This is a genomic window from Virgibacillus aidingensis (assembly GCF_010994035.1).
GTDB lineage: Bacteria > Bacillota > Bacilli > Bacillales > Amphibacillaceae > Virgibacillus_N.
This window is the reverse complement of sequence record NZ_WIXN01000008.1, coordinates 1-25639: the sequence shown is the minus strand read 5'-3', so window position 1 is coordinate 25639 and position 25639 is coordinate 1. Positions and strand designations below refer to the sequence as shown.

Here is a 25639-nt window from a genome sequence, read left to right as displayed (position 1 = left end):
TTGGTTTAATAGTGAACTGCAAAATTTTCGGATTAATCACCCGATTGTTTTGCAGTTATTTTTATACTTACTATAATCCGGGTAATAATAAATGAAAGGTGTAATATAGGAGGAATGATTAATGAATGGTTTTTCAAACTTCAACCGTGAAGCTTTATTTAATGCCCTGACAGAAAAACAATTAGATGTGCTTGTCATTGGAGGCGGTGTTACTGGAGCCGGCATTGCGCTTGATGCATCTTCCCGGGGTTTGAATACGGGGCTTGTGGAAATGCAGGATTTTGCTGCGGGCACCTCCAGCCGGTCAACAAAACTTGTCCATGGCGGACTTCGTTATTTAAAGCAGTTTGAAATAAAAATGGTGGCGGAAGTAGGCAGGGAACGGGCAATTGTTTATGAAAATGGTCCCCATGTAACTACACCCGAAAAAATGCTGCTTCCTTTTTATAAAGGCGGTACGTTTGGCAGTTTTACCACGAATATTGGACTTTTAATGTATGATTTTCTGGCTGGTGTTAAAAAAGCGGAAAGAAGAATGATGCTCAAGCCGAAGGAAGTTTTAAACAGAGAGCCATTAGTAAAAGAAAAGGACTTAATCGGAGGCGGTTTATATGTGGAATATAAAACAGATGATGCACGCCTGACGATTGAAATACTGAAAAAAGCTGTTCAGCATGGTACTAAATCTGTTAACTATGCAAAAGTGATTGATTTTCTTTATGAACCATCCACGCATAAACTAATAGGGGCGGTAATGGAAGATCAAATCACGAAGGAAACCTATTCCATTTATGCTAAAAAAATTGTCAATGCCGGCGGGCCATGGGTAGATGAACTTCGGGAAATCGATAAATCAAAAAAAGGAAAGTCTCTCCATTTAACAAAAGGAGTTCATCTGGTGTTTACCAATGATAAATTTCCGCTGGATCAGGCAGTGTATTTTGACACACCTGACGGGAGAATGATTTTTGCCATCCCGAGAGGAGATATAACCTATGTGGGGACAACGGATACAGACTATGCCGGTAACAAAGAACAGCCGTTAATGACAGTGTCTGACCGGGATTATTTATTGCGGTCCATTGATTTTATGTTCCCTTCATTAAACCTGACGGCTGATGATGTAGTTTCCAGCTGGGCGGGTTTGAGACCACTGATTGCTGAAGAAGATGCAGCTAATCCAAGTGAAATATCGCGGAAAGATGAAATATTTACTTCCGATTCCGGTCTGATATCAATAGCCGGAGGAAAATTAACCGGTTACCGTAAAATGGCTGAAAGCGTGGTAGATACACTGGTTAAGCAATTGAAGGAAGAAGAGGGAATACTCTTTTCAGCATCAGAAACAAAGTATATGCCCCTTGCCGGAGGAGAAATAGGAGGATCCGAGCGTTTAAAAGCCTTTAAAAAGCAAAAAATAAAAGAAGCGGCAGTGCTTGGAATCAGTGAAAAAGATGCAGACAAAATGGTGCAGAGGTATGGTGCAAATACGGATACGGTTTTGCGGTTGTTCCGGGAAAATCAATCAGAGGCAAAACAGGAGCATATGGATCCCCTGGTTTTTGCTGAGCTGCTATATGCATTGCATGAAGAAGCAATATATAAACCGGCTGATTTTTTTGTCCGGCGAACCGGAGCCTTATTTTTCGAGATGGAATGGCTGAAAGCACACAAAGAAAGTGTCATTCAATATATGGCTAAAGCCCTGAATTGGACAAAAGATGAAAAAAATGCATATTCAGCAGAACTGGAACAATTAATTTACCATGCCATCCAACCGGCAGAAACTTCATCCTGACAATTTAATAACAGCTTAATTGCAGCCTGGTTTACACATTAACAGAGTATAACATTTCAGCTGGGAAGTCGTTTTGCGGAAGTTATTTAAATCTTAAGTATAAAAAAGCTGACGCACTCACTGAAGGCGAGCAAAAGCAAGTTTTTCCAACAAGTTTAAAATGTATATTATTCCACCGGCAAATATGATATACTTTGTTCGTATGTCTAGAGAATCGGGGGATTTGCATGCAGCAATTGAAGGATAAACATATAATACGAGAAAAGGTAATTCCATTTATCCCTGAAGGTGATTTTTATTTTACAAAAGGGGTAGAGGCTTTTAAAAAGCGTAAATTTGATATTGCGTTGAAATGGCTGAAGAAAGCAACGGACCAAAACCCGAATGATCCTTTATATCAATGCCAAATGTCCATTATATACACGGAGGTCGGCTCCTATCATAAGGCAAACCAGCTTTTAAGGCAGGTTCTGGAGTCGTCTGATTATGTTGATTGCTATTATTTACTCGCAAACAATTATGCCCATTTAGGGCTTCTGCATGATGCAAAAAAATATGTTTTAACGTATTTGGAAAAAGAACCGGAGGGAGACTTTGCAGAAGATGCAAGCAGTCTGCTGGAGCTAATTGATTTCGAAGAGGATGAGGATGAAGGGCTGGAGCTTGAAGATGAGGATGAGCTGCTGATATATCAGGAAACTTGTTTTTATCACATGGAAAATTTGGAGTGGCATAAAGCACTTCCCCTGCTGGAAGATATGCAAGTGTTATTTCCAGAATATATTAGTGCTATTCATGACTACACGCAGGCACTGTTTTTTACCGGTTCCAGGGAAGAGGCTTTACAGCTGGAAACAGATTTTCTTAAAAAACATCCAAATGATATAAACTGTCATATCAATTTAGCATTGTTTTATGATGAGTTGAACGAAAAAGAAGCGTGTGAATCTCATATAGGGCAGTTACACAATGTATATCCTTTCCATGAACAGCAAAAATTAAAGGTAGCTGCTGTTTTTGCTAAAGTCGGTTTGTATGAGGAAGCATTTAACCGGTTCAGGAAATTAAAAAAAAGAAAATTGAATGGGCACCTGTCCTACTACCGCTGGTACAGTAAAGCTGCATTCCAGACAGGCTATCCATCAAAGGCTCATCAGATTTGGAAGGAAGGCTGTAAAAAGTATCCGCAGCTGGGGAACGAAGAAATACCGTGGTGAGCATAAAGATAGACGAAAATACTGTGTTTAGATAAGCTGAATATGGCGAAATAATAAAAGGTTAATTATGAGAAAAAGGGGCGATTTATATGTCCGAAGAGCGTATGTATGACGTGATTATTGCAGGAGCGGGCCCGGCTGGCATGACTGCAGCAGTTTATGCTTCCCGTGCCAATCTGGATACACTGATGATTGAACGCGGAATCCCGGGCGGCCAAGTTGCAAATACAGAGGATGTAGAGAACTATCCGGGGTATGACCATATTCTGGGACCCGATTTATCGAATAAGATGTTTGAACATGCGAAAAAATTTGGTGCTGAATATGCTTATGGAGATATTAAAGAAGTTATTGACAATGGGAACTATAAAACAGTTATTGCAGGTCAGAAAGAATATAAGACGCGAGCATTGATCATTACCACCGGTGCCCAGTACAAAAAGCTGGGTATTCCGGGAGAAGAGGAACTGGGCGGCCGTGGTGTATCTTACTGTGCAGTATGTGACGGCGCCTTTTTTAAAGAAAGGCACTTGATAGTAGTAGGCGGCGGGGACTCTGCCGTAGAGGAAGGCATTTACCTTACCCGTTTCGCCGATAAAGTAACTGTAGTTCACCGCAGAGATGAACTGCGTGCCCAGAAAATCCTTCAGGATCGCGCGTTTGATAACAGTAAAATAGACTTTATCTGGGATACTGTGGTGAAAGAAATTAATGAAAAGGACGGCAAGGTAGGCAGTGTAACCCTTCATAATAATAAAACCGGTGAAGAATACGACCATGAAATTGACGGTGTTTTTGTATATATTGGCATGGTGCCATTAAATGAGCCATTTCTGTCACTGGGGATCACGAACGAGGAAGGGTATATTCCGACAAATGAAGAAATGGAAACGAGTATTAAAGGAATATTTGCAGCCGGGGATATTCGTGAAAAATCCTTAAGACAAATTGTAACAGCAACCGGAGATGGGAGTATTGCCGCTGAAGCTGCGATTAAATATGTGGAGAATCTGCAGGAAGAATTAAAAACGGCAGATATTTAATTGCCGCGTCTGTTCTATGCATGTAGGTTACCAGTTATGTCATGCCCGTAAAATAATGAATGATGTACCCGGGAGAAGTTCTCAGGTACGTCATTACGGTAAAAATACAAAAAGATGTATACCGGTATATCATCATGCTTAAGGCACCCAAATGAGTATTCAGTTTGATGATCCAAGACCAAAAAATAATTTTCATGCAGTATTTTAAATTAAATTAATAAGAAGTAAATGGTTTTTAATGCTGTTGTAATACGTTCGAAACAATTATGGGTTACAATAAGAATAACTAATTGACCCCCTTTTAATAGATAGATTAGTTAATTGGCACAGGTGCTTGTCACCTGTGTATTTTTTTGCAAGAAAAAACTATAACAGTTTACGGAGTAATCTTTAAGTAAATGGTTAAGTTTTCAGTGGTCAATATTTATTTATCCAGGTTCATTCAAAGTTGGAAAAAGAACATATACTTGTTGCCTTAAATCCAATAATAGTATAATGGTTGTAACAGGGATCTATAAAAATAATGTTTCTGCATAGTACCGATTAAAAATTTATAGTATAAAAAGTAATTCATTATATTAAATAGATCAACTTCAGTCAAAGGGGGGAACAGCGTGAAAAACAACGAGCAGGAAACAAAGCTGGTCATTATAACAGGAATGTCCGGCGCCGGAAAAACAGTAGCAGTGCAGAGCTTCGAGGATTTGGGATATTATTGTGTTGATAACCTGCCGCCGACATTACTCCCGAAATTTTTGGAGCTCATGAAGGACTCCACAAACAATATACAAAAAGTGGCACTCGTCATGGATTTACGGGGGCGGGAATTTTTTGATTCCTTATTTGACGCTTTAGATGTACTTGCCAAAGAAGAATGGATTGATGAACATATTCTGTTTCTTGATGCGAAGGACGAAAAGCTTGTAAGCCGATATAAGGAAACCAGACGATCCCACCCTTTGGCTGCCGACGATCTGCCGCTGAAAGGAATACGGCAGGAAAGAGAAATTCTTGATGAACTTAGAGGCAGAGCGCAGCGGATTATAGACACGACAAATCTGAAGCCGCGGGAACTCAGGGAAAAAATTGTCAGCAAATACAGGGAAGAGAAGCAGGAAATATTCTCTGTCCATTTTGTTTCTTTTGGTTTTAAGCATGGATTGCCAATAGATGCAGACCTGGTATTTGATGTACGTTTTCTGCCTAATCCGCACTATGTAGCTCAAATGCAGCCGTTAACAGGTTTGAATAAAGAAGTGAGTTCCTATGTTTTTAAATGGGCAGAAACGAAGATGTTTAACAAAAAATTACTCGATCTGCTGCAATTTATGCTGCCGCAATATAAAAGAGAAGGAAAATCACAACTGGTAATTGCGATTGGCTGTACAGGCGGCCAGCATCGTTCCGTCGCGCTGGCAGAATACTATGCTAAAGAACTTTCAGATCAATATATAACACACGTGAATCATAGGGATATCGATAAAAGAAAGGGACATTAAGTATGGAACATAAAAGTAAGCCACGTGTCGTGGTGATAGGCGGCGGAACAGGTATGCCTGTTCTTCTGAGGGGCTTAAAAAATCTTCCCATTCATCTGACATCACTCGTTACGGTGGCAGATGATGGCGGGAGTACCGGAAGATTACGGAATGAAATGGCTATCCCTGCTCCTGGGGATATTCGCAACGTTATTGCTGCCCTTTCCGATGCAGAGCCAATGCTTGTTGAGCTATTCCAGCACCGCTTTGATGTCGGGAATGGCCTGTCCGGTCATTCCATGGGCAATTTGCTTCTCGCAGCAATGACTTCCATTACAGGAAATTTTAATACAGGTATTAAAGAAATTTCCCGAGTATTGAATGTAAAAGGAAAGATATACCCTATCTCCAACGATAATATGGCACTGCATGCTAAAATGACAGATGGAACAATAATATCCGGTGAATCAAATATTCCAAATACCAATAAACAAATAGAACGGGTTTTTTTAAGCCCGCAGCCTGTAAGGCCGTTGCCAAATGCAGTGAGAGCTATTGAAAAAGCCGATCTGGTTGTTATCGCACCGGGAAGTCTTTACACGAGCATTTTGCCGGCAATCATCATGCCGCAAATTGATGAAGCAATCAAAAACACAAAAGGAAAAGTTGTTTATGTCTGCAATGTAATGACTCAGGCCGGCGAGACAACTGGTTATACTGCATCCGATCATGTTAAGGCGATTACAGACCATATTGGCGAGAATACGATTGATGCAATTGTCGTCCACAATGAACCGATTAAAAAAGCAATACAGGATGTCTACGCGGAAGAAAATGCAGAGCCGGTCGACTATGATACCGACCGGTTATTAAATATGGGAATACAAATCATTGAAGGGGACATCATTGACCATACGCAGTCGGTAATGAGGCATGATACAAAAAAAATCTCCCAATTATTATTTTCCATTATTAATTAATAGCTGATGATCTATATTTGAAAGGAGGGATAAGTATGTCATTTGCATCTGTTATCAAAAAAGAACTTACCTCCATCGAGGCTGATGCATGCTGTAAACAGGCCGAGCTCGCAGCTTTAATTCGGATGAATGGAGTTATTTCCGTATCCAGGAATAAATATGTACTGGATGTGCAAACGGAAAATGCTGCCATTGCCAGAAGGATTTATACATTGATTAAAAGTCTTTATGGACTGCCTATGGAATTATTAGTACGGAAGAAAATGAAGCTGAAAAAGAATAATGTTTATATCGTGCGCATGAAAAAGGACGTGGATACATTTTTATCAGGTTTGGACATATTGAAAAAACCTTTTACATTGAAACGGGATATTTCCGAAAAATATTTACGAAAGGATTGTTGTAAAAGAGCCTATCTGCGTGGTGCTTTTCTTGCAGGAGGTTCGATTAATAATCCGGAAACATCCTCTTACCACCTGGAAATCTATAATTCCTATGAGGAGCATAATGATGCTTTATGTGATTTATTGAATGACTTCGACCTTCGTGCGAGAAAGCTGGAAAGAAAAAAAGGGTATATTGTGTATATGAAGGAAGCAGAAAAAATTACCGCATTTTTAAGTATAATTGGTGCCCATAATGCCGTGTTTAAATTTGAGGATGTGCGCATTGTCCGGGACATGCGAAATTCCGTAAACCGGATTGTGAATTGTGAAACAGCTAATTTAAATAAAACAATTGGTGCTGCTTTTAGACAGATACAAAATATACAATTGATTGATGACACGATAGGACTGGACCAGCTCCCGGAGAAGTTACGTGAAATAGCGGTTCTGCGTGTACAGTATCAGGATGTATCTTTAAAAGAACTTGGTGAATTGGTGACAAACGGAAAAATATCCAAATCAGGGGTAAATCACCGTCTGAAAAAAATAGATGATATTGCCGAACGTTTAAGACGAGGAGAAACCGTGGGAAAAATGTAACATAGCTTTCTTCTCCTTGCAAACGGTTCAACATGTTTCGAATGTTATATTAAATGGAGAACGTGGAGAATAGATAAAGAAAATCTGTACAATTTCCTGCAGAAGATACAAATTAGTGTGTTGTACTTAATAAAACTGAGAAATGCATTGTTAGTCTGACAGGTGAAATGCCAACAGGGAGGCATCATGAAAACCGGAAGCAGTGGAGAGATCCTTTTCATTTTCTGCAATTTAGTGCAATCGGCATTTCAAATGCTATAGTTGATATGGGTACGCTGAACCTTCTTCTGTATATCTTCCAGACAGAGGAAAGCGGGTGGCTGTTTGTATTTAACACAATAGCCTACTCACTGGCGGTATCCAACAGTTATTTTTGGAATGCCGGCATTACTTTTGGAGCTTCATTCATCATACCGGGTGATATAAGCCTTGGTGTAAATAACTTTGTGTTTCGGGTTTTCAGTGAATTATTTCGATTCTCTGATGTTACCGGCTGGCTTAGTGTCAATATCATAAAGGGCATTGCAATGGGACTTTCATTCACTGCAAGTTTTTTTATGATCAAGTATTTTGTGTTTAAAGATACTGTAAAACACAGTATGAAAAAATAATTCCATTATAATTGAATAGCTTTAAATAAGTTCCAATTAAATAAACAAATAGTATACGTAATCCGGCATTTTCCAGTTATTTCATATAAATAGTACTACATACCTTTTAAGTATACGATTAAATGTTCTGTAACTTTTATTTTTTTCATGATATAATAGCTATATATATGAATAATATATTAATATATTGACTGGAAGTCATTCCGGCAGTTTACATTTACTACTGCATAACTGCAGTAATTCAGTATTATACATGAAAATGAGAGCGTTTGCTATTCGGGGAGGAGTAAATATATTGGTTGAGCGAACGGTGGAAGTAAAACTTGAAACAGGATTACAGGCGAGACCTGCTGCGCAATTTGTGCAGGAAGCCAATCGTTATTCTGCACATTTATTTCTTGAAAAGGACGGAAAAAAAGTAAATGCCAAAAGCATCATGGGTTTAATGAGTTTGGCTATCACAAATGGCCAGGAAATCAAACTGATTGCCGATGGAGCAGATGAGGAAGCTGCACTGAATCATTTAAGTTTGTTTGTAGCAAATGAATAGCCTGTGTTCATTCTGTGAAGCAACCAACAAGAAAAATCCCTTTCCATTTAAAATGAAAGGGATTTTTATACATGCCATGGCAAGAATTATTTTTTATCTTCGTTGCGCTCCAGAATTCTATCAATTAGCCCGTATTCCACCGACTTTGCAGCTGACATAAAGTTATCGCGGTCTGTATCCCGCTCAATAACTTCAATTGGCTGACCAGTGCGATCTGCCAGGATTTCATTAATTTTTTCGCGCATTTGGATAATCCGTCTTGCATGTATTTCGATGTCCGCAGCTTGACCTTGTGTACCGCCTAATGGCTGGTGAATCATTACTTCACTGTTCGGCAGTGCATAACGTTTTCCTTTTTCGCCGGCTGCAAGCAAAAATGCGCCCATGGAAGCAGCCATGCCTGTGCATATCGTGGATACATCCGATTTAATAAATTGCATTGTATCAAAGATGGCCATTCCTGCTGTAATGGAACCGCCCGGTGAGTTAATGTACAGGGAAATATCTTTTTCAGGATCTTCTGCTTCCAAAAATAGTAATTGGGCCACAATAGAGTTTGCTACGTTATCGTCAATAGCACTTCCAAGCATAATAATTCGGTCTTTCAACAAACGTGAATAAATGTCATAAGCACGTTCACCGCGATTTGTTTGCTCAATAACTGTTGGTATTAAATTCATAAGTAAATCCTCCCTTTTTAAATAACAGTTCCTATCTATATGATAACTAAAAGGTCAATAAAGGTCAAACGATAGTAATCAGTTATTTTACTTTTATATCATACAGCAAAGATTTAAATTGGTGCCAACTATATAAATCACCGGCACTGCTCCGGATTTTTCCTGCAAATTCACTTCCCATCATACCCAAACAGTGGATAATATAAACATGTCATCATGTTAACTTATCGTGCTTTTCCCGGACATGGCAACAGACAGGAAAAAAAGACTTGTATATCTTCATTAAAAACGTTATAATAATCTTTGTGCCCCAAAAAGGCACACCAAATAAATACCTTTATGCGCCCATAGCTCAGCCGGATAGAGCACTGGTTTCCGGTACCAGGTTTGTCGGGGGTTCGAATCCCTCTGGGCGCGTTCATAAGCATTAAATGCTGATATGGCGGGGAAGAGACACCGAACTATTAGGGCGAAATTAAGAGCGTCGGTTGACCAGAAAGACGCCGCACCATATAAACGTCCCTGACGTTCAATTAGAGAGTTAGCAACACTCTAATGAAGTCTATACCGTGCCATATGAAACGCTAAACCTTCCGTAATAAAATATGGGAGGTTTTTTTGTGTCCCAAATTAAACGTAAAGGATTCGTTAAGCTTCGAGAAGCTGGTGTTAACTACGAAATAAACAGGAAAAACTTGCACTATAAGGACGCCTTAGAACATATTATACAGATTTATGAATCGGAAAACTACCGGGAACGAACAATTAAAGACTATCGAAAAAATTGACCGGAATATTTCAAGGTGATCAGAAAGAAAACTTATTCAAGTTTACAGATACATAAAACAACGTATTCGAGTAGACGAATTGGCAGCTAGGGACTGCCAATATTCATTCGGTTAGGCGAGTTCAAGTCCATATTTTCGAGGTTAGCTTCAGAGAAAATTATTATTGAAAGCCCTAGGAAGGATATTCCCAAGTTACCAAATACACTCACGGATGAAAATAGTATCTTTACTTTTAATGCGAGGTATTAAGAATATACATTGAAATAATAATTGGATTATTGTATTATAATGCTAACACTAACCCTTGGATCGATCTAATACATTTTTATGAGAATTTTAGATCGATCTAACTAAATTTCCGTGAAAAATTTTTTGAAGGAGGAATTATGATGACACAACAATTTTCATTAGCTTATTTAACTGTTGCTAATACGCCGCCACCGGAAATGGTTTATATGGCTGATCGGGTAGGGTATGACTTTGTGAGTCTTCGTCCTATTAATATGGGGTTGCCCGGGGAACCAGATTTTTCATTAGCTAAAAGTAAATCTTTATTTAGAGAAACGAAACAGGCTTTAAGGGATACAGATATAAAACTACTTGACATAGAACTGGCAAAAATTGAGAATGGAGTGGATCCACTTGATTATGAGCCAGAATTAGAAGTTGCTGCAGAGCTTGGGGGGCGTCACGTGTTGAGCAGTATTTGGACGGATGATCGCGATTTTTATATAGAACAGTTTGCGAAACTATGTGATCTTGCTGCTCAGTACGAATTAACAATAGATTTAGAATATGTGCCAATAGCAAGTGTGAAAAATTTAAACGAGGCTATGGACGTTTTAAATACAGTGAAAAAAGATAATGCCGGTCTTATGCTTGATATTCACCATGTTCACAGAGCTCGTGATGTAGCGGAAGACTTAAAAAAAGTTCCGAGAGAATGGTTCCATTTTCTACATTTATGTGATGCACCCGGAAAAATTCCATCTGATCAAGAAGAAATGCTTCGTATCGTTCGTGAGGCGCGTTCGTATGTCGGGGAAGGTGGCATCGATGTTGCAAGCATTGTAAATAGTGTTCCCGAAGTACCATATTCAATTGAGTTACCAAATAAACAGCAAATTGATTTATTAGGGTATGAAGAATTTGCTCGCCAATGCTTAGTAAAAGCAAAAGAATTTTTTGCAAAACAATATCTTGTAAAGTAAATTATTAAGTTAATTCATGATATACTATCGAGAGTGGAAGAATTGGAGTGAATTAAAATGACGAAAGAAACTTTTGGCAATAAAAAAGTCCCTTACGTTTGTACACCTTTAACAGGAAAAACGAAAGAAGAAGTTTTAGCACAATTAGAAACAATTTTGCTACAAGAACCTGATTTGATTGAGTGGCGTGCGGATTTTTTAACAGAAATATCAGATGGTGAGCTTGTGTTAGACCTTGTTCAGAAAATGAAAGCAAAGACTGATATCCCATTATTATTTACTATACGTGCTGAGCACGAAGGTGGAGAAAAGATTTCATTAACAAAGGAAGAAAAGGTTGAATTAATTAGCGATGTATGTAAAGAAACAGACATAGATTTCGTTGATTTTGAAACGTCGAACGAGGAGAAATATATAAAGAAACTGAGAGAAGTTTCAAAAGGAAATAATAAACAATTAATTTTATCGTACCACAATTTTAGTGAAACACCTGATAATGAAGAATTCGTTAAGCGGGCAAAAAAGGCTGATTTATTTGGGGCAGATATTGTAAAATTAGCAGTTATGCCAAATTCCAAAGAAGATGTTCACCGATTACTTGAGTTGACAAAAATAATCGATGATATGTTAGATGTACCGGTTGTCACCATGTCGATGGGACATATCGGTGGCTTAAGCAGGATTATTGGCTGGGCATACGGTTCGATAATCACATTTGGCGTCGGAGTGGAATTGTCAGCACCTGGGCAAATTCCTGTTAAAAAGCTGAAGGAAGCAATCAAACTGACACAAGAATTAGTACCTGCTTGGGAATAATGGAAAAAGCGGTGACATCAATTATGCTTACAAACGTAATAGATAAAAGGTTTTCCCCCATCATAGAATCTAGTTAACATTGGGAGTATGAACTTAATAAAGAACGGATGAAGGGGACAGGGATTGTCCTCTTTGTGATCAAAGAAAACCTGTACATAGGTAAGAATTCACCTTATAGCTGGCGATAATCCAACAATCTATAAAAAATCTGCTATTTTAGTGAAAGGATGGTTAAATGGGAAGTGACAACACAATGGATTACAACCCATATTGGAAACTTATTGGACTTAAAGAGGTGAAACTGGAAAAAGGCAAGTCTGTACTGGAATTGCCGGTTATTCATGAAATTACCCAAAGTAGAAACACTGTCCACGGTGGAGTAATCGCAAGTCTTGTTGACGCAGCGGTAGGAGCAGCTCTACGTTCGCGAGTGGAAAAAGGAAAGGGCGGAGTAACTGTTGATCTGAAGGTCAATTATTTACAGCCAGCCGCAGGTGAAAAATTGTTTGCCAAAGGTCACATCGTAAAAAAGGGAAAAACGATTGTAGTTGGTGAAGCAGTAATAGAAAACGATGTAGGAGAAAAAGTTGCAATTGGACTTGCAACGTATATGATGAAAAAAAGATAATATGGAAAGAAGTGATATTCATTACTGAAAAAGTAACTATTCGAGGAACAGATTTAGTTGTTAACCCAATTGGACTTGGAACAAATACAGTAGGCGGCCAAAGGCTTTATCCTCAAATAAAAGATGAAACTGGTAGAGAAATCTTACATACTGCAATAGAACAAGGCGTTGATTTTTGGGATACGGCGTTTGGGTATGGACCGAAGAAGTCTGAACAAATTATCGGGGAAGTGCTTGAAGAAACTGGGAAACGGGAAAATATTGTTCTCGCTACGAAAGCTGCCCAGCGTTTCTATAATGGAAAAACCCTTATTGATAACTCACCTTCTTTTTTAAAACAATCAGTCGAAGATGCTTTAAAACGTCTTCATACTGACTATATTGATCTCTTCTATATTCATTTTCCTGACGTAGACACGCCGAAATATGAAGCAGTGGGCGCACTAAAAGAATTAAAAGATGAAGGGAAAATTCGTGCGATCGGAGTATCAAACTTTTCATTAGAACAATTAATAGAAGCAAATAAAGACGGCTATATAAATGTGTATCAAGGGTTATACAACTTAGTTGAGCGCAATAACGAAACTAAGATTTTTCCATACACAATAGAAAACAATATTTCTTTCATTCCATTCTATCCCTTTGCTTCAGGTCTTTTAGCTGGAAAATACACGAAAAACCTCACGTTCCCCAAGGGTGATTACCGCGCGAAAATGAACCAATTCCAACCGGGTACTTTTGAAAAACATTTGGAAACCATTGAGAAAATTCAGGAGATTGCCGCCCGGAAAAGAGTAGAAGTAACGCACCTAATTCTTGCATGGTATTTAAAACAAGAAGCGATCGATGCTGTTATTCCAGGTGCAAAAAAAAGTGAACAAATTATAAGTAATGTACAAGCACTGAGAGTAGATCTAAGAGAAGAAGAATTCAATATGATTGATAAGCTATTCTGCCAAAAAACTAAATAAAAAAATCAAGATGTGTAGCAAATATTTGCTAGACATCTCTTTTTTAAAATAAACCCCAATATGACTAATTGGACCACTGCTTCGTGTTAATTATGATGATTCCCGTTTGACCAGTTCTGGTTCTATAATAATACGCTGTATTTCTCTTCCTGGTTCCTTAATTCGTTTGTGCAGAAGTTTCGCCGCTTTCGTGCCAGTTACCTGTGCAAAGGAAGAAACGGTCGTTAAAGGAGGGTAGGAAATTTCAGCTTCTGGAATATTATCAAATCCAACAATATCAATGTCTTCCCCTGGTGTATATCCCATTTTTCGAAGCCCGATGATCGCCCCAAATGCAATTAAATCACTAAAACAAAAGATAGCTGTCGGAGGATTATCATGATTCATTACTTGCTGGATCACTTTAAGCCCACCTTCTCTTGTTGGTTCGCTGTCTATAATAAGCTTATCATCAATTTCTATACCAGCCTCCTCATGGGCTATCCGATATCCTATCATTCTCTCTGTCCACGTCGTGGATTCAAATATACCCCCAATAAAAGCAACTCGTTTATGTCCTTTGCCAAGAAGATGCGTTACAGCCGTGTAGGCTCCAGTTTTGTAATCAAGTCCTACATAATCACAAGCTAGACCGGAAAGCTCTCGAATTCCAAGCACGATTGGTATATTAAGCTGTTTGATTCTATCCACAGTTTCTGAAGAACTTTCAGATACGGGACATAATAACAGGCCACCCACCCGATTTTCCAACATGGTGGAAATAAGGCGATTTTGATCTTTTAATGAGTCATATGTTGTCCCTAAGAGAACCGTATATCCGTGTTTTTCCAGTTCCTGGTGAACACCGAGTAATAATTGTGCAAAAAAAGTGTTACCAACATCGGTTATAATTGTACCGATCGTCATGGAACTTTGCGAGCGTAAATTTGCAGCCACACGGTCATACACATACCCGAGTTCTTCCATAGATTGTAAGACCTTCTCTCTAGTGCTATCGGCGACTTTCGGGCTATTGCGAACAATTAAGGATGCTGTTGCACGGGAAACACCAGCATGCTTTGCAACATCCTGTAAAGTTACACGGCGCGGTGGTTTTGTCGTCATTTTTGTCCCCCCAATAAGAAAGTTAAAAGTGTTTGATTGCTTAAATGTTATTTTAGAAAAATTTAATATGAATTTAATTGAATTAGTTTTATTATAGAATATTAATTAATTAAAGTATAGGTAACCACTATACTTTTATCTATCTCAAGCAAAAACACTAAATACTAGATGAAGGATATAAGCAAAAACTATAGAAATCCCCATTAATAGTAGCGAGAAGGGGATATTCCAAATACTTACTTGAAATGAATTTCGGTTTATTTCTGCTGATAAAATAGATAATGACACATTAAATGGACTGTACATAACCGTACTAAGACTACAAATAATTAACACGAATGTCAGTGGTAATCCTGCTACTTCTGGAAGTATTGGTGCTATAATTTCTGCCAGAAGAACGATTGAAACAAGCGGGTGAAACCCGATAAAGGATGTAATGAAAAAATATAGTCCGATATAAATAAAAAGTAAGAGCAATTGACCGGAAACATTCGTAAAAATGTCCTGAAGAATTGATAACAGCTCTGTTTCTCCAAGCATATTAACGAAAAATCCAGCACTTAAAAACATGAAAAAGAAATTTGCCAAACCTTTTGTTCTTTTTTTAAAATGCGGAATCGTATATGCGACATAGCTTTTCAATTTCCCGATTCGCTTCGCCCATAGAATAGATACCGGAATAATTAATATTACTAAAGAAAATAGATAGCCTTCTCCTAAAAAACGGTTTAGTATTGTAACAACAAAGACTAATAGTAAAAGCAGGACGAACAGTTCTCTTATTTTTTTCATAATTGCAGAAAGCGTCACATTAGATTCGGAAATGGCGATCGGATAATCTGAATACCTCCGTTTGTTGAATGTTGTATCCAAATAAAGCATAATGCCGGCAAACAAAATTAAAAATGGAAAAATGGCAATATACCCTCTGTTTGTAATCTCAAGTGATTGAATAACCATTATTTCCATCGGGCTCCACATTAAACATAGCGCATACGCACGAAGTAAACTTTGTGTATAAAATTTATCTGTAAAGGAAGTAGCATATTGTTTCATGGAAGTATGAAGCGAATGCAGTACTAAAGGTATAGTTGCAATGTTTAAAAACAGTCCAAGAATATGGCTGACAATTCCGCCTCTCTGATATAAGTCTCCAGCATGATTTACTTTATATTCAAGAAGAGAGCTAAGATGTTTATCATATCGGCCAACAAGAATAAGTGAATTTAAAAAAGGCAGCATAATAAATAATGCGAGTATTCCCAGCATAGAATCAAACTGAAGAAAAAAGGATTGCCAGGAAAGGTCATTACTTAAAAATAAAATCATTCCAAGGATATAAAAAATGATTCCAGAGTATAAATAAAGTCCTTTCGCATGGAATAAAGAAATAATAATGGCAATATTTGCGAGCACTCCAATCAATTGAAACAATAATGAATGGGGTACAAGGGTTGTAATGATGTAGATTATAATAATGAGCGGATAGACAAAAAGCCGAAGCATGACAAATCCTCCTGTAGCGTAACTATTCCCATATATGTTTTATCTTATTTTTTATACTTTTATAATTTCAATCTTAGTATTGAAATTTAATAAAATTTATAGTATGCTAATGCTAACGATTTTATTAGATCGATCTAATTAAACATATTACTATTTTTATCATAAAAATCAACACCAAAAGCATATAAAATTAACAAAACGCAAAAATTAGATCGATATAATATAAAGATTATAGAGGTGATAATTAAAATGAGTGTAACAGTTGCAAACTCGTTTGTCGATGGAGAATGGCTTGATACAAATCGGGAAGCAATCGACATTGTCAGTCCGTACTCAAAAAAGAAGATCGGTGTCCAATATGTTGCAACTAAAGATGATGTTGAGCGTGCATTGGAATCTGCTTTTCAAAGTAAAAAAGAAGTAAAGCAGATTTCTTCTTTAAAACGAGCAAAAATATTACAAAAGGTAGCAACTCTTTTAGCAGAAAGAAAGGAAGAGTTTGCAAAACTTCTATCCAGTGAACTTGGTAAACCGTTAAAAAATACATTGGACGAAGTAGACCGTTCAATCGAAACATTGGAATTATCCGGTGAAGAAGCAAAACGTCTTCATGGAGAAACGATTCCTGGGGATGTATCTTCACGTGGGATGAATGCAATGGCATCGACATTCCGTGTTCCTGCAGGTGTAGTGGCTGCTATTACGCCGTTTAATGCGCCGCTTAACCTTGTTTGTCATAAAATTGGTCCTGCCTTTGCTGGTGGGAATGTTACCGTATTAAAACCAGCACCACAGACGACGTTAATTGCTACTGCTTTAGTACATTTATTGTTTGAAGCCGGATTTCCAAAGAGTGCACTTAATATGGTGTTGGGCGGGGTGGAGGTTGGTCAACAAATCGTTAGTGATGATCGAATTAATGTTATTTCATTTACTGGTGGAATTGTGGCCAGTAAAAATATATCTCAAATTGCAGGTATTAAAAAGCAACTGTACGAACTGGGAGGAAATGCTGCGACCATTGTACATGAGGATGCCGATTTGAACCGTGCTGCTGTACAATGTGCACGTACTGGATATAGTAATTCCGGACAAAGCTGTATTTCCGTTCAACGGATTTATGTACATGAAAAAATCATCGATGAATTTACTGAAAAACTCGTTGCGGAAGTTGCCAAATTAAAAGTAGGCGATCCGCTTGACCCAGCGACAGATGTTGGGACACTTGTAGATGAAAATGCAGCTGACCGCATAATGACTTGGATAAAGGAAGCGGAAGAAGCTGGAGCGGAAATTCTTCATGGCGGTAAGAAGAGGGGAGCTTCTGTAGTACCGACTGTATTAAAAAATCCACCGAAACAAGCTAAAGTAGTGTGTGAAGAAGTGTTTGGTCCGGTTGTGAGCGTGATTCCTTTTGAATCCATGAAAGAGGCTGTAAATGAGGCGGATAATTCTCCGTTTGGATTGCAAGTCGGTCTGTTTACGAACCAAATTGATTTGGCTCATAAAGTTGCAAAAAATATGGAAGTTGGCGGTGTTGTCATTAATGGAACGTCGAACTTTCGACTTGACCACTGGCCATATGGCGGTGTGAAAAACAGTGGTATCGGCCGGGAAGGTCCTCGTTTTGCAGTGGAGGAGATGACCGAATCAAAAATGATCGTGCTTCGAATGGATTAAGTTTTGTAAGTAGGCGGTGGAAACGATGAAAAGTCTTTATTTAGATAAACCGGGAGAAGTTGCTTTTACGACACTTCCAGATATAGAGAAGATCGCGGAAGATGAAGTAAAGTTACGCGTGATCTACGGTGGGATTTGCGGGTCTGATGTGGGTGTTTTTAAAGGAAAACTCCCGCATGCATCATACCCGGTTGTGCCCGGTCATGAAATATTAGGAGAAGTTGTAGCGGTTGGCTCGCATACTAGTATAGAACTTGGGAAGAGAGCTGTTGTCCAGCCTAATTCTTTTTGTGGTGAATGTGAGTATTGTCAAGCAGGAAACACAAATATTTGTCCTGAGAAAAAATCCCTAGGCATTAATGAGAACGGTGGGTTTCAAAATGAATTTATTGTTAAGGAAAAATACGTAATCGAAGTACCGGATGCACTTTCAAATGAACGTGCGGTGTTAGTGGAGCCATTGGCAGTCATTGTGCATGCGTTAGAGAAAGTGAGCATTGGACCGGGTACATCGGTTGCCGTTATTGGTTGCGGCACAGAAGGGATGCTTGCTGTTGCATTAGCGAGTTATTTTGGAGCTAAAATAACTGCGATCGATATTAATCCGGAAAAGTTAGATAAAGTGAAGGAACATTATCCAGATATTACAACTTTGCACCCTGAAGAAGTACATTGCAACCAGTTTGAGATAGTTGTTGAAGTTGCTGGAGTACGAGCTTCATTTGAACAATGCTTAGATATTGCCAAACCAGGGGGAGCCGTCATATCAGTAGGATTTCCAAATATAGCAGAAATAGAAGTTGTGAGAATGGTTCGAAAGGAATTGACAATTTACGGATCAATTATTTATAATGTTCCAGATGATTTTTACACAAGCATTTATTATTTAATGGATGATAAATTTTATGTTGAACCAATTATTTCAGAAATTCTGCCGGTAACAGCTTTTGAAGAAGCATATGAAAAAGCCTGTTCCGGAAAGTATCGAAAAATTGTTTTGGATTTTAATAATTTTTAGGAGGTAAGAAGAGATGTCAAAAAAATTGGTCTCGAATTTATTAGTTGATTATTTAGAAGGCCGTGGTGTCGAGCATATTTTTGGACTTTGCGGGCATACGAATATTGCATTTTTGTCACAGCTTGAAAATAGTAAAATTGATTTTATTAACGTCCGCCACGAACAGACTGCATCCCATATGGCGGACGGGTATGCACGTGTAAAGAAAAAAGCCTCTGTTGTACTCAGTCACTTAGGACCAGGGTTAACAAATGCAGCAACAGGAGTAGCAAATGCAGCGCTGGACTCTATTCCAATGGTAGTCATTGCTGGAGATATTCCTAGCCATTTTTACGGTAAACATCCGCACCAGGAAGTAAACTTACATTCAGACGCTTCACAATATGAAATTTATCGTCCTTTTGTAAAACGTGCATGGCGAGTAGATCGTCCAGATTTATTGCCGGAAATTATGGAGAAAGCTTTCCAATTAGCTGAAACTGGTCGACCAGGTCCGGTTTTAGTGGATGTTCCAATGGATATTTTCTCTAAAGAAATTGATGAATCTTTATTCGAACGTGCGAAATATCATACCCGTTCAATTACAAAACCTTCTATCGATGATGAGAAAGCTAAAGAAATTATTGAAAAGCTTGCTAGCTCCAAAAATCCTGTAATCTACGCAGGTGGAGGTGTTATTTTAGCGGATGCTGCTGAAGAAGTTAGGGTGTTTGCAGAACATTTTGATATCCCTGTCGCCCATTCCCTCATGGGGAAAGGAGTCATGTCGGATGATAATGATCTAACACTTGGTATGACAGGTTTTTGGGGGACAAAATTTATTAACGAAAAAACTCGTACAGCAGACACGATTTTTGCTTTAGGTACACAATTTGCTGAAGCGGACAGTAGTTCATGGGAATCGGAATACACATTTGATATTCCAAAAACAAAATTAATTCATATTGATATCAACCCAGAAGAAATTGGTCGTAACTATCCTGCAGAAATCGGTGTTGTCGCTGATTTGAAACAGGCATTAACAGTGTTAAACCGTGTAGCAAAAGAATTGTATCCAAAAGGTAAAACGAATGATAAAATTAGACAAGAAATTCATAATTACAAAAAAGAGTTCCTTGCAAGCAATAAAGAAGTACGCGAAGACGACAGCTATCCGTTAATGCCGCAACGTATTTTAGCTGATGTGGAAACAGTAATTCCAAAAGATGCATATATCACAACAGATGTGGGCTGGAATAAAAATGGTGTTGGTCAACAATTTCCAATTTATAAAGCAGGAAGCATTTTAACCCCCGGTGGATTTGCAACAATGGGCTTCGGTGCGCCAGCTGCTATGGGTGCGAAAATTGCAGCACCTGATAATGTCGTTATTTCACTTGTTGGAGATGGGGGGTTCGGACAAAATCCTTCACTACTTGCAACTGCAGCTGAAGAGAATATTCCGGTCGTCTGGGTTATCATGAATAACTCCTCATACGGAACGATTGCAGGACTTGAAAAAGCGCATTATGATACAACATACGGAACTGTATTTGAAGACTCGCCAGACTACGCAGCAATTGCAAAAGCATACGGCGTTGAAGGAATTAAAATTAAAGCTGCAGACGAATTCAAACCAGCACTTGAAAAAGCGATCAAAATGAATAAGCCAGTCGTGCTTGATGTACCTATGATCAACAACCCAGTACCTACAGACGGCCACTGGAATATCATGGACATCTACTCTCCGGGAAAAAAAGTACATCACGCAAGTGTAAAATAAAGGAAGAAGTCTCTCCTGGACTATTGAGAGCAGGGTTTTTTAGGAAATGTATATGTTCCCATGCGAGTTATGAGAACAGCCTTAATGAGTAACTCGTGAAAAGAGATTTTTATTTGTAGCACGAGGGTACCTGGAAAATGAGTTGCAGTAGATTCAGAATGCAGATAGACAAGACTGATTACAGCATAACAGCATATACATCAAACGAAGCAAATACAAAACGGCTTTAATTAAAAGCCGTTTTGTATTTTACACTCTTATTATTTTTTTCTCATCATCTGCTTTTTTATTGTGAGTTCGACTTCCTCTAACTCCCGTAGATCCTGTGTAAATTTATAACCGTGATTTAAACCAAGAACAACTATCTTTGTTTTCTTCACATCAATTAATCCTTATACTTTCTTCAGCTTATTTTTAAGCTTAGTAAATATGTTTGTTTGAGAAAAGATAGTAAAGAAAAATACAATCGTTAAAATAAGTGTAATTGGAGAGTTGACAAAGCCGATTAAAAAGTCCCCCATACCTTCTGATCCCATGTAAGCCCGTCTGAAAGAGGTATCGACGAGTGGTCCAAGAATAATTCCAAGTACAAGCGGTGCAACTGGGAACTTGTGTACTTTCATAAAGAATCCTACGATTCCAAAACCAAGCATCCAGTAAACATCCGTAACACTATTGTTTAATGCATAGGAACCTATCACAGTTATCACTGCAATAACCGGCAATAAAATCTGTTTTGGTACAGTTACAATTCGAATAAAAATTGACACAACGAGTAGACCAAAAATAAGTAAGAAAATATTCGCAAGTGTTGCAGACCCAACAATCATCCAAAATAAATCCCCGCTTTGTTCCATGAGTAATGGTCCTGGCTGGAGTCCATGAATGAATAATGCTCCAATGAAGATGGCTGTAACTGCGTCCCCTGGAATACCAAGTGTAAGTAATGGAATTAAGGCACCACCAATAGCCGAGTTGTTTGCCGCCTCTGGCGCGATAACGCCTTCATGTGCTCCTTCACCAAACGGGCGATTCGGTTTTTTCGCTGTCTGTTTTGCGTGGTCATACCCGAGTAAAGCAGCAATTTCTCCACCTGCACCTGGTAATGCCCCGATTAAAACACCCATAATTGATACTCGTAAGGATAAAGGTAAAAATTTTAACAAAAAAGCGATTGTTGGAAAGGCTGTTTTCTTTAAAATTGATACTTTTCCTTTTGAAGCAACATTTTTCATCTGATATAAAATTTCTGCCATTCCAAAAAGGCCTAAAATAGCTACAACAAAGTTTACACCGTTCATTAGCTGCAATGATCCGAAAGTAAATCTACTTCCACCCCCAATTGAGTCCATTCCAACGAGACCCACAATAATACCTGCTCCGGCAGCGAAGATCCCTTTTGCATTTGCCCCTTTACTAAGACTCCCTACTAGAAGAAGGCCGAGCATTGCAAGTAATAAATAATCTCGCTGTGCAAAGTTAATGGCAATTTGTGAAACAAGTGGTGCCGCTACTGCCAGCACAATAACTCCGATTATTCCACCAATAAAGGAAAAAATCGTAGTTAATGTAAGTGCCAATTTTGCCTCCCCTTTTTGAGACATTGGATATCCGTCAAATGTCGTTGCAACAGAAGATGGTGAACCAGGCATATTAATTAAAATTGCTGCTCTTGAACCACCGAACACCCCACCAAAATAAACACCAAGCATGAGCGCAAGAGCGTCGTACAGTTCCCAGGAATAGGTGAGTGATAACAGGAGAGCAACCCCCATAGTTACGGAAAGACCAGGGATTGCACCGATAATAATTCCGGCAAATGTACCAGCTGCAACGAGGAAAAGTAATCTGAAATTTAAAAATGGTACGAGAAAATCTTGAAGTATTTCCATGTTAAACGCTCCTTATTACGGAAATATAATATTAAATAGTTCCGAAAATAATAAATAAATAACAATAACACTACCAATAGAGACGAGAAAATTTAATTTCCAAGAGACATCTTTCAAATAAAACATACTTGCAACTAAAAAAATTAATGTGGCAGGGAAAAAGGTTATAATTGATAATAAAAATACATAAACAACGACCATTGCAAAGAAAATGAGAATAAATCGGTATTCTTTTGCAGTAAACCCTTCCTCTCCATGTTCTGTTTGCGGATACTTTTGAAATAATACTGTTATTCCGCAGATTAGCATAATAAGAGAAATTAATGCTGGAAAGAAACTTCCTCCAGCAGGATCAAAAATATCCGCCCTCTCCATAACAAGTGCCTGACTTAAAATAACAAGGCTAACTATGATCATCACCATGCCAGGGGCCAATGATTTAATCGCATACATTTTGGTTCCTCCTTAACTATAATAAGATGATTACAAGTGGGCTACAGTAAATTAAGAAAATAATAAACGTGTTTTTTAAATCACGTAGCTCACATTAATTATCCACTATGTAGGTAAAAAAATTAATAGAGAACTCTGGCAGAAGCTTTGCTATTGCAGTTCATGCTAACATAACCGATCACACATAATGGAAGACTTAAAATCCTAAGAAAGAATAGCTCGCGAGTAGCGAGCTATCTCTTTCTTTATTATTCCTCTTCTACTTTGGGGATATTAAATTCTTCCGGAGACTTCTCTGTTTCACCAGCTTCGTAGAGCATCCATGCAGAAGTAGAGCGGTTTTGGTCAACGAAATCGATTGCTTCTTGTCCGCTAATATTCATATACTCCATCCCGAGATTTGCTAGTGTTTCTTTAAATTCATCTGTTTCAATAGCTGTTTCGAAGGCTTCCGTTAGTTTTTCCAACACACCAGTTGGAGTATCTTTATGTGCAAATACCGCTTGGAATGGACCCCATGGTAAATATTTACCGATTTCTGGGTAGGCATCTGTAATTGCAGGAACATCCGGAAGCGAGTCAATTGGCTCATCATTGACTACTGCTAGCATACGGAAGTCGCCCGATTCCACATATTCTTGTGCAGCGGAAACAGTAACAGATGTAACATCAACTTCACCGCCTAATAGGGCAGTAGATACAGGTCCCTCACCCTCATAAGGAACCGTTCTAAATTCAGATTTAAGTTCATTTTGCAGCATGGCAAGAACAACACTTGGAAGCCCTCCCTCACCAGTTGTACCAAAGATTAATTCATTCGGATTTTCTTTAGCCGCATCAACGAGTTCTTCTAAGTTTTCATAAGGTGAATCCTCTTTCACAATAATACCGGCAAAACTATTGGCAATAATTGATACTGGAACAAAATCTTCTTGATAACTGCGTTCAGAGATATCCAGCACTTGATAAAGGTTAGGATTTTCAGCGCCAAATAATAAAGTGTATCCATCAGCGGATTGGTCGTATACGTACTGAGTTGCGATTGCACCAGCAGCCCCTGCTTTATTTTGCATAACTAGTGAAGAGCCAATTTCATCTTCTACAATAGGAGCGAGAGTTCTACCAATGATATCTGTTGCACCGCCTTCACCCCACATAATAATCCCATCAATATTTTTTTCAGGATAAGAGCTAGTTACATCTTCGTTATCAACTTGTCCATCTGCATTTTCTGTTTCTGAACCACAAGCAGCTAAAACAAAAATGATGATGATGATAAGTATGTTTTTCTTCATGATAGTACCCCCTCCCCGTCAAAAAAATTTAATTTTCTTCGCCGACTCTAGGAATACCTAATTCTTCAGGAGAGATATCTGTTTCACCAGCATCGTAAAGCATCCAGGTGGACGTCGACTGATTTGCCTTTACAAACTCTACTGCTTCTTCGCCACGCAGATTTAACGAATCAACACCCAAGTTTGTAAGTTGCTCAATAAATTCTTCATCGTTTTGAGCTGCTTCGAATCCGTCGCTTAATTTTTGGATGACTTCTTCCGGCGTGTCTTTATGTGCAAAAATTCCTTGGAACGGTCCCCATGGCAAATACTGATCAAACTGTGGATAAATATCTGTAATTGGTGGTATATCTTCAAGAGAATCTAATGGTTCATTGTTTAAAACAGCTAGCATTTTAAATTCTCCGGAATCTACATATTCCTGTGCGGCAGAAACTGCAAGTACAGTTACATCAATTTCATTTCCAAGCAATGCAACAGATAGTGGTCCGTCTCCGTCATATGGGACTAAATTAAAATCAGTATCAAGTTCACTTTTTAACATCGCACTTGCCACATGTGGTAGTCCACCTTCACCTGATGTTCCCATTATAAGTTCCCCAGGATTCTCATTTGCATAGGTCACTAAATCTTCTAATGTATCAAATTCAGAATCTTGATGAACGACAATTCCTGCATAACTTTGTCCAATAATAGAAACTGGAACAAAGTCATTCATATAATCCCTTTCGGAAATCTCTAATAACTGATATAGATTTGGATTCTCAGCTCCAAATAATAGTGTGTATCCATCTGCTGGCTGATCGTACACATATTGTGCCCCGATTGCACCCGATGCACCTGTTCTGTTTTCCATTACTAATGAAACGCCAATCTCATCCTCAGCAATAGCAGCAAGCGATCTGGAAATAATGTCTGTTGCTCCACCTTCACCCCATTGGATAACTCCATTGATATCATTTTCCGGGAAGGAAATATCTTCATCGTCTTCGATTCCATCCGCACTACCTTCTTCCGAACCACCACAAGCTGCTAGTACCAAAATTGCAATTATAGCTAATAAAACACCAAACGTTTTAAAAAAACTACTCCTCATTTTAATCTCCCTCGTATATTATATTTAGGCTCTTCATTCAGCCTATAAATTCCTTAAAAACCTTTTTAGTACATGT

23 protein-coding genes and 1 tRNA gene are annotated in these 25639 nt (G+C 38.4%); 17 read left to right on the top strand and 7 right to left on the bottom strand.

Going from position 1 to position 25639, the window contains the following annotated elements:
• Window positions 1–121: 121 nt before the first annotated feature.
• The 8 genes from GHD25_RS08350 (at window position 122) to GHD25_RS08315 (ending at window position 8663) form a co-directional block, all read left to right on the top strand.
• Window positions 122–1798: a glycerol-3-phosphate dehydrogenase/oxidase gene (locus GHD25_RS08350; protein ID WP_164215935.1), complete on the top strand. Its 1677-nt coding sequence runs from the start codon at window positions 122–124 to the stop codon at window positions 1796–1798.
• Between the two features lie 227 nt (window positions 1799–2025).
• The gene (locus GHD25_RS08345; RefSeq protein ID WP_164215934.1) at window positions 2026–3015 is read left to right on the top strand and encodes a tetratricopeptide repeat protein; all 990 of its coding nucleotides are present in this window, start codon (window positions 2026–2028) and stop codon (window positions 3013–3015) included.
• A gap of 89 nt (window positions 3016–3104) precedes the next feature.
• Entirely contained in the window at window positions 3105–4058 is a 954-nt protein-coding gene (gene trxB, locus GHD25_RS08340) for a thioredoxin-disulfide reductase (RefSeq protein ID WP_164215933.1), read from the top strand.
• A 614-nt stretch (window positions 4059–4672) separates the two neighbouring features.
• Window positions 4673–5557 (top strand): RNase adapter RapZ, encoded by an 885-nt coding sequence (gene rapZ, locus GHD25_RS08335; RefSeq protein ID WP_164215932.1) that lies wholly within the window; start codon window positions 4673–4675, stop codon window positions 5555–5557.
• Window positions 5558–5559: 2 nt separating this feature from the next.
• On the top strand, window positions 5560–6516 hold the full coding sequence (locus tag GHD25_RS08330) for a gluconeogenesis factor YvcK family protein (protein ID WP_164215931.1): 957 nt from the start codon (window positions 5560–5562) through the stop codon (window positions 6514–6516).
• A 35-nt stretch (window positions 6517–6551) separates the two neighbouring features.
• Window positions 6552–7502 carry a DNA-binding protein WhiA gene (gene whiA / locus GHD25_RS08325; protein ID WP_164215930.1) on the top strand — a complete coding sequence of 317 codons (951 nt, stop codon included), beginning with the start codon at window positions 6552–6554 and terminating at the stop codon, window positions 7500–7502.
• 167 nt (window positions 7503–7669) lie between these two features.
• The gene (locus tag GHD25_RS08320) at window positions 7670–8113 is read left to right on the top strand and encodes a GtrA family protein (protein ID WP_164215929.1); all 444 of its coding nucleotides are present in this window, start codon (window positions 7670–7672) and stop codon (window positions 8111–8113) included.
• Window positions 8114–8408: 295 nt separating this feature from the next.
• Window positions 8409–8663 carry an HPr family phosphocarrier protein gene (locus GHD25_RS08315; RefSeq protein ID WP_164215928.1) on the top strand — a complete coding sequence of 85 codons (255 nt, stop codon included), beginning with the start codon at window positions 8409–8411 and terminating at the stop codon, window positions 8661–8663.
• An 86-nt stretch (window positions 8664–8749) separates the two neighbouring features.
• Here the strand turns inward: GHD25_RS08315 and clpP are convergent, their stop codons facing one another.
• Window positions 8750–9343 carry an ATP-dependent Clp endopeptidase proteolytic subunit ClpP gene (gene clpP, locus GHD25_RS08310; RefSeq protein ID WP_164215927.1) on the bottom strand — a complete coding sequence of 198 codons (594 nt, stop codon included), beginning with the start codon at window positions 9341–9343 and terminating at the stop codon, window positions 8750–8752.
• Between the two features lie 341 nt (window positions 9344–9684).
• Here clpP and GHD25_RS08305 point away from each other — a divergent pair.
• From GHD25_RS08305 to GHD25_RS08280, 6 genes are all read left to right on the top strand, one after another.
• Window positions 9685–9760, top strand: a tRNA-Arg gene (locus GHD25_RS08305).
• 203 nt (window positions 9761–9963) lie between these two features.
• Window positions 9964–10131, top strand: a complete 168-nt coding sequence (locus GHD25_RS08300) for a hypothetical protein (RefSeq protein WP_164215926.1) — start codon at window positions 9964–9966, stop codon at window positions 10129–10131.
• 389 nt (window positions 10132–10520) lie between these two features.
• Window positions 10521–11342 carry a sugar phosphate isomerase/epimerase family protein gene (locus tag GHD25_RS08295; protein ID WP_164215925.1) on the top strand — a complete coding sequence of 274 codons (822 nt, stop codon included), beginning with the start codon at window positions 10521–10523 and terminating at the stop codon, window positions 11340–11342.
• A 57-nt stretch (window positions 11343–11399) separates the two neighbouring features.
• Window positions 11400–12158: a type I 3-dehydroquinate dehydratase gene (gene aroD, locus GHD25_RS08290; protein WP_164215924.1), complete on the top strand. Its 759-nt coding sequence runs from the start codon at window positions 11400–11402 to the stop codon at window positions 12156–12158.
• A gap of 253 nt (window positions 12159–12411) precedes the next feature.
• Window positions 12412–12786, top strand: coding sequence for a PaaI family thioesterase (locus GHD25_RS08285; RefSeq protein WP_164215923.1), 375 nt, complete (start codon window positions 12412–12414; stop codon window positions 12784–12786).
• A gap of 20 nt (window positions 12787–12806) precedes the next feature.
• Window positions 12807–13757: an aldo/keto reductase gene (locus tag GHD25_RS08280; RefSeq protein WP_164216087.1), complete on the top strand. Its 951-nt coding sequence runs from the start codon at window positions 12807–12809 to the stop codon at window positions 13755–13757.
• Window positions 13758–13847: 90 nt separating this feature from the next.
• Here GHD25_RS08280 and GHD25_RS08275 read toward each other — a convergent pair whose 3' ends face one another.
• Both GHD25_RS08275 and GHD25_RS08270 read right to left on the bottom strand, forming a co-directional pair.
• Window positions 13848–14861 (bottom strand): LacI family DNA-binding transcriptional regulator, encoded by a 1014-nt coding sequence (locus GHD25_RS08275; protein ID WP_164215922.1) that lies wholly within the window; start codon window positions 14859–14861, stop codon window positions 13848–13850.
• Window positions 14862–15005: 144 nt separating this feature from the next.
• Entirely contained in the window at window positions 15006–16367 is a 1362-nt protein-coding gene (locus GHD25_RS08270) for a hypothetical protein (RefSeq protein WP_164215921.1), read from the bottom strand.
• 249 nt (window positions 16368–16616) lie between these two features.
• Between GHD25_RS08270 and GHD25_RS08265 the strand changes: the two genes are divergently transcribed.
• From GHD25_RS08265 to GHD25_RS08255, 3 genes are read left to right on the top strand one after another with little or no spacing between them, the layout of a single operon-like run.
• On the top strand, window positions 16617–18047 hold the full coding sequence (locus GHD25_RS08265) for an aldehyde dehydrogenase family protein (protein WP_164215920.1): 1431 nt from the start codon (window positions 16617–16619) through the stop codon (window positions 18045–18047).
• Window positions 18048–18072: 25 nt separating this feature from the next.
• Window positions 18073–19065 (top strand): zinc-dependent alcohol dehydrogenase, encoded by a 993-nt coding sequence (locus tag GHD25_RS08260; protein ID WP_164215919.1) that lies wholly within the window; start codon window positions 18073–18075, stop codon window positions 19063–19065.
• A gap of 13 nt (window positions 19066–19078) precedes the next feature.
• Entirely contained in the window at window positions 19079–20827 is a 1749-nt protein-coding gene (locus GHD25_RS08255; RefSeq protein WP_164215918.1) for a thiamine pyrophosphate-binding protein, read from the top strand.
• 392 nt (window positions 20828–21219) lie between these two features.
• Here the strand turns inward: GHD25_RS08255 and GHD25_RS08250 are convergent, their stop codons facing one another.
• The 4 genes from GHD25_RS08250 to GHD25_RS08235 form a co-directional block, all read right to left on the bottom strand.
• On the bottom strand, window positions 21220–22719 hold the full coding sequence (locus GHD25_RS08250; protein WP_164215917.1) for a tripartite tricarboxylate transporter permease: 1500 nt from the start codon (window positions 22717–22719) through the stop codon (window positions 21220–21222).
• Window positions 22720–22734: 15 nt separating this feature from the next.
• The gene (locus tag GHD25_RS08245) at window positions 22735–23172 is read right to left on the bottom strand and encodes a tripartite tricarboxylate transporter TctB family protein (protein WP_164215916.1); all 438 of its coding nucleotides are present in this window, start codon (window positions 23170–23172) and stop codon (window positions 22735–22737) included.
• Between the two features lie 248 nt (window positions 23173–23420).
• The gene (locus GHD25_RS08240; protein WP_164215915.1) at window positions 23421–24467 is read right to left on the bottom strand and encodes a tripartite tricarboxylate transporter substrate binding protein; all 1047 of its coding nucleotides are present in this window, start codon (window positions 24465–24467) and stop codon (window positions 23421–23423) included.
• A 28-nt stretch (window positions 24468–24495) separates the two neighbouring features.
• Complete coding sequence (locus GHD25_RS08235) at window positions 24496–25563, bottom strand: Bug family tripartite tricarboxylate transporter substrate binding protein (RefSeq protein WP_164215914.1); 1068 nt, start codon at window positions 25561–25563, stop codon at window positions 24496–24498.
• Window positions 25564–25639 lie beyond the last annotated feature (76 nt).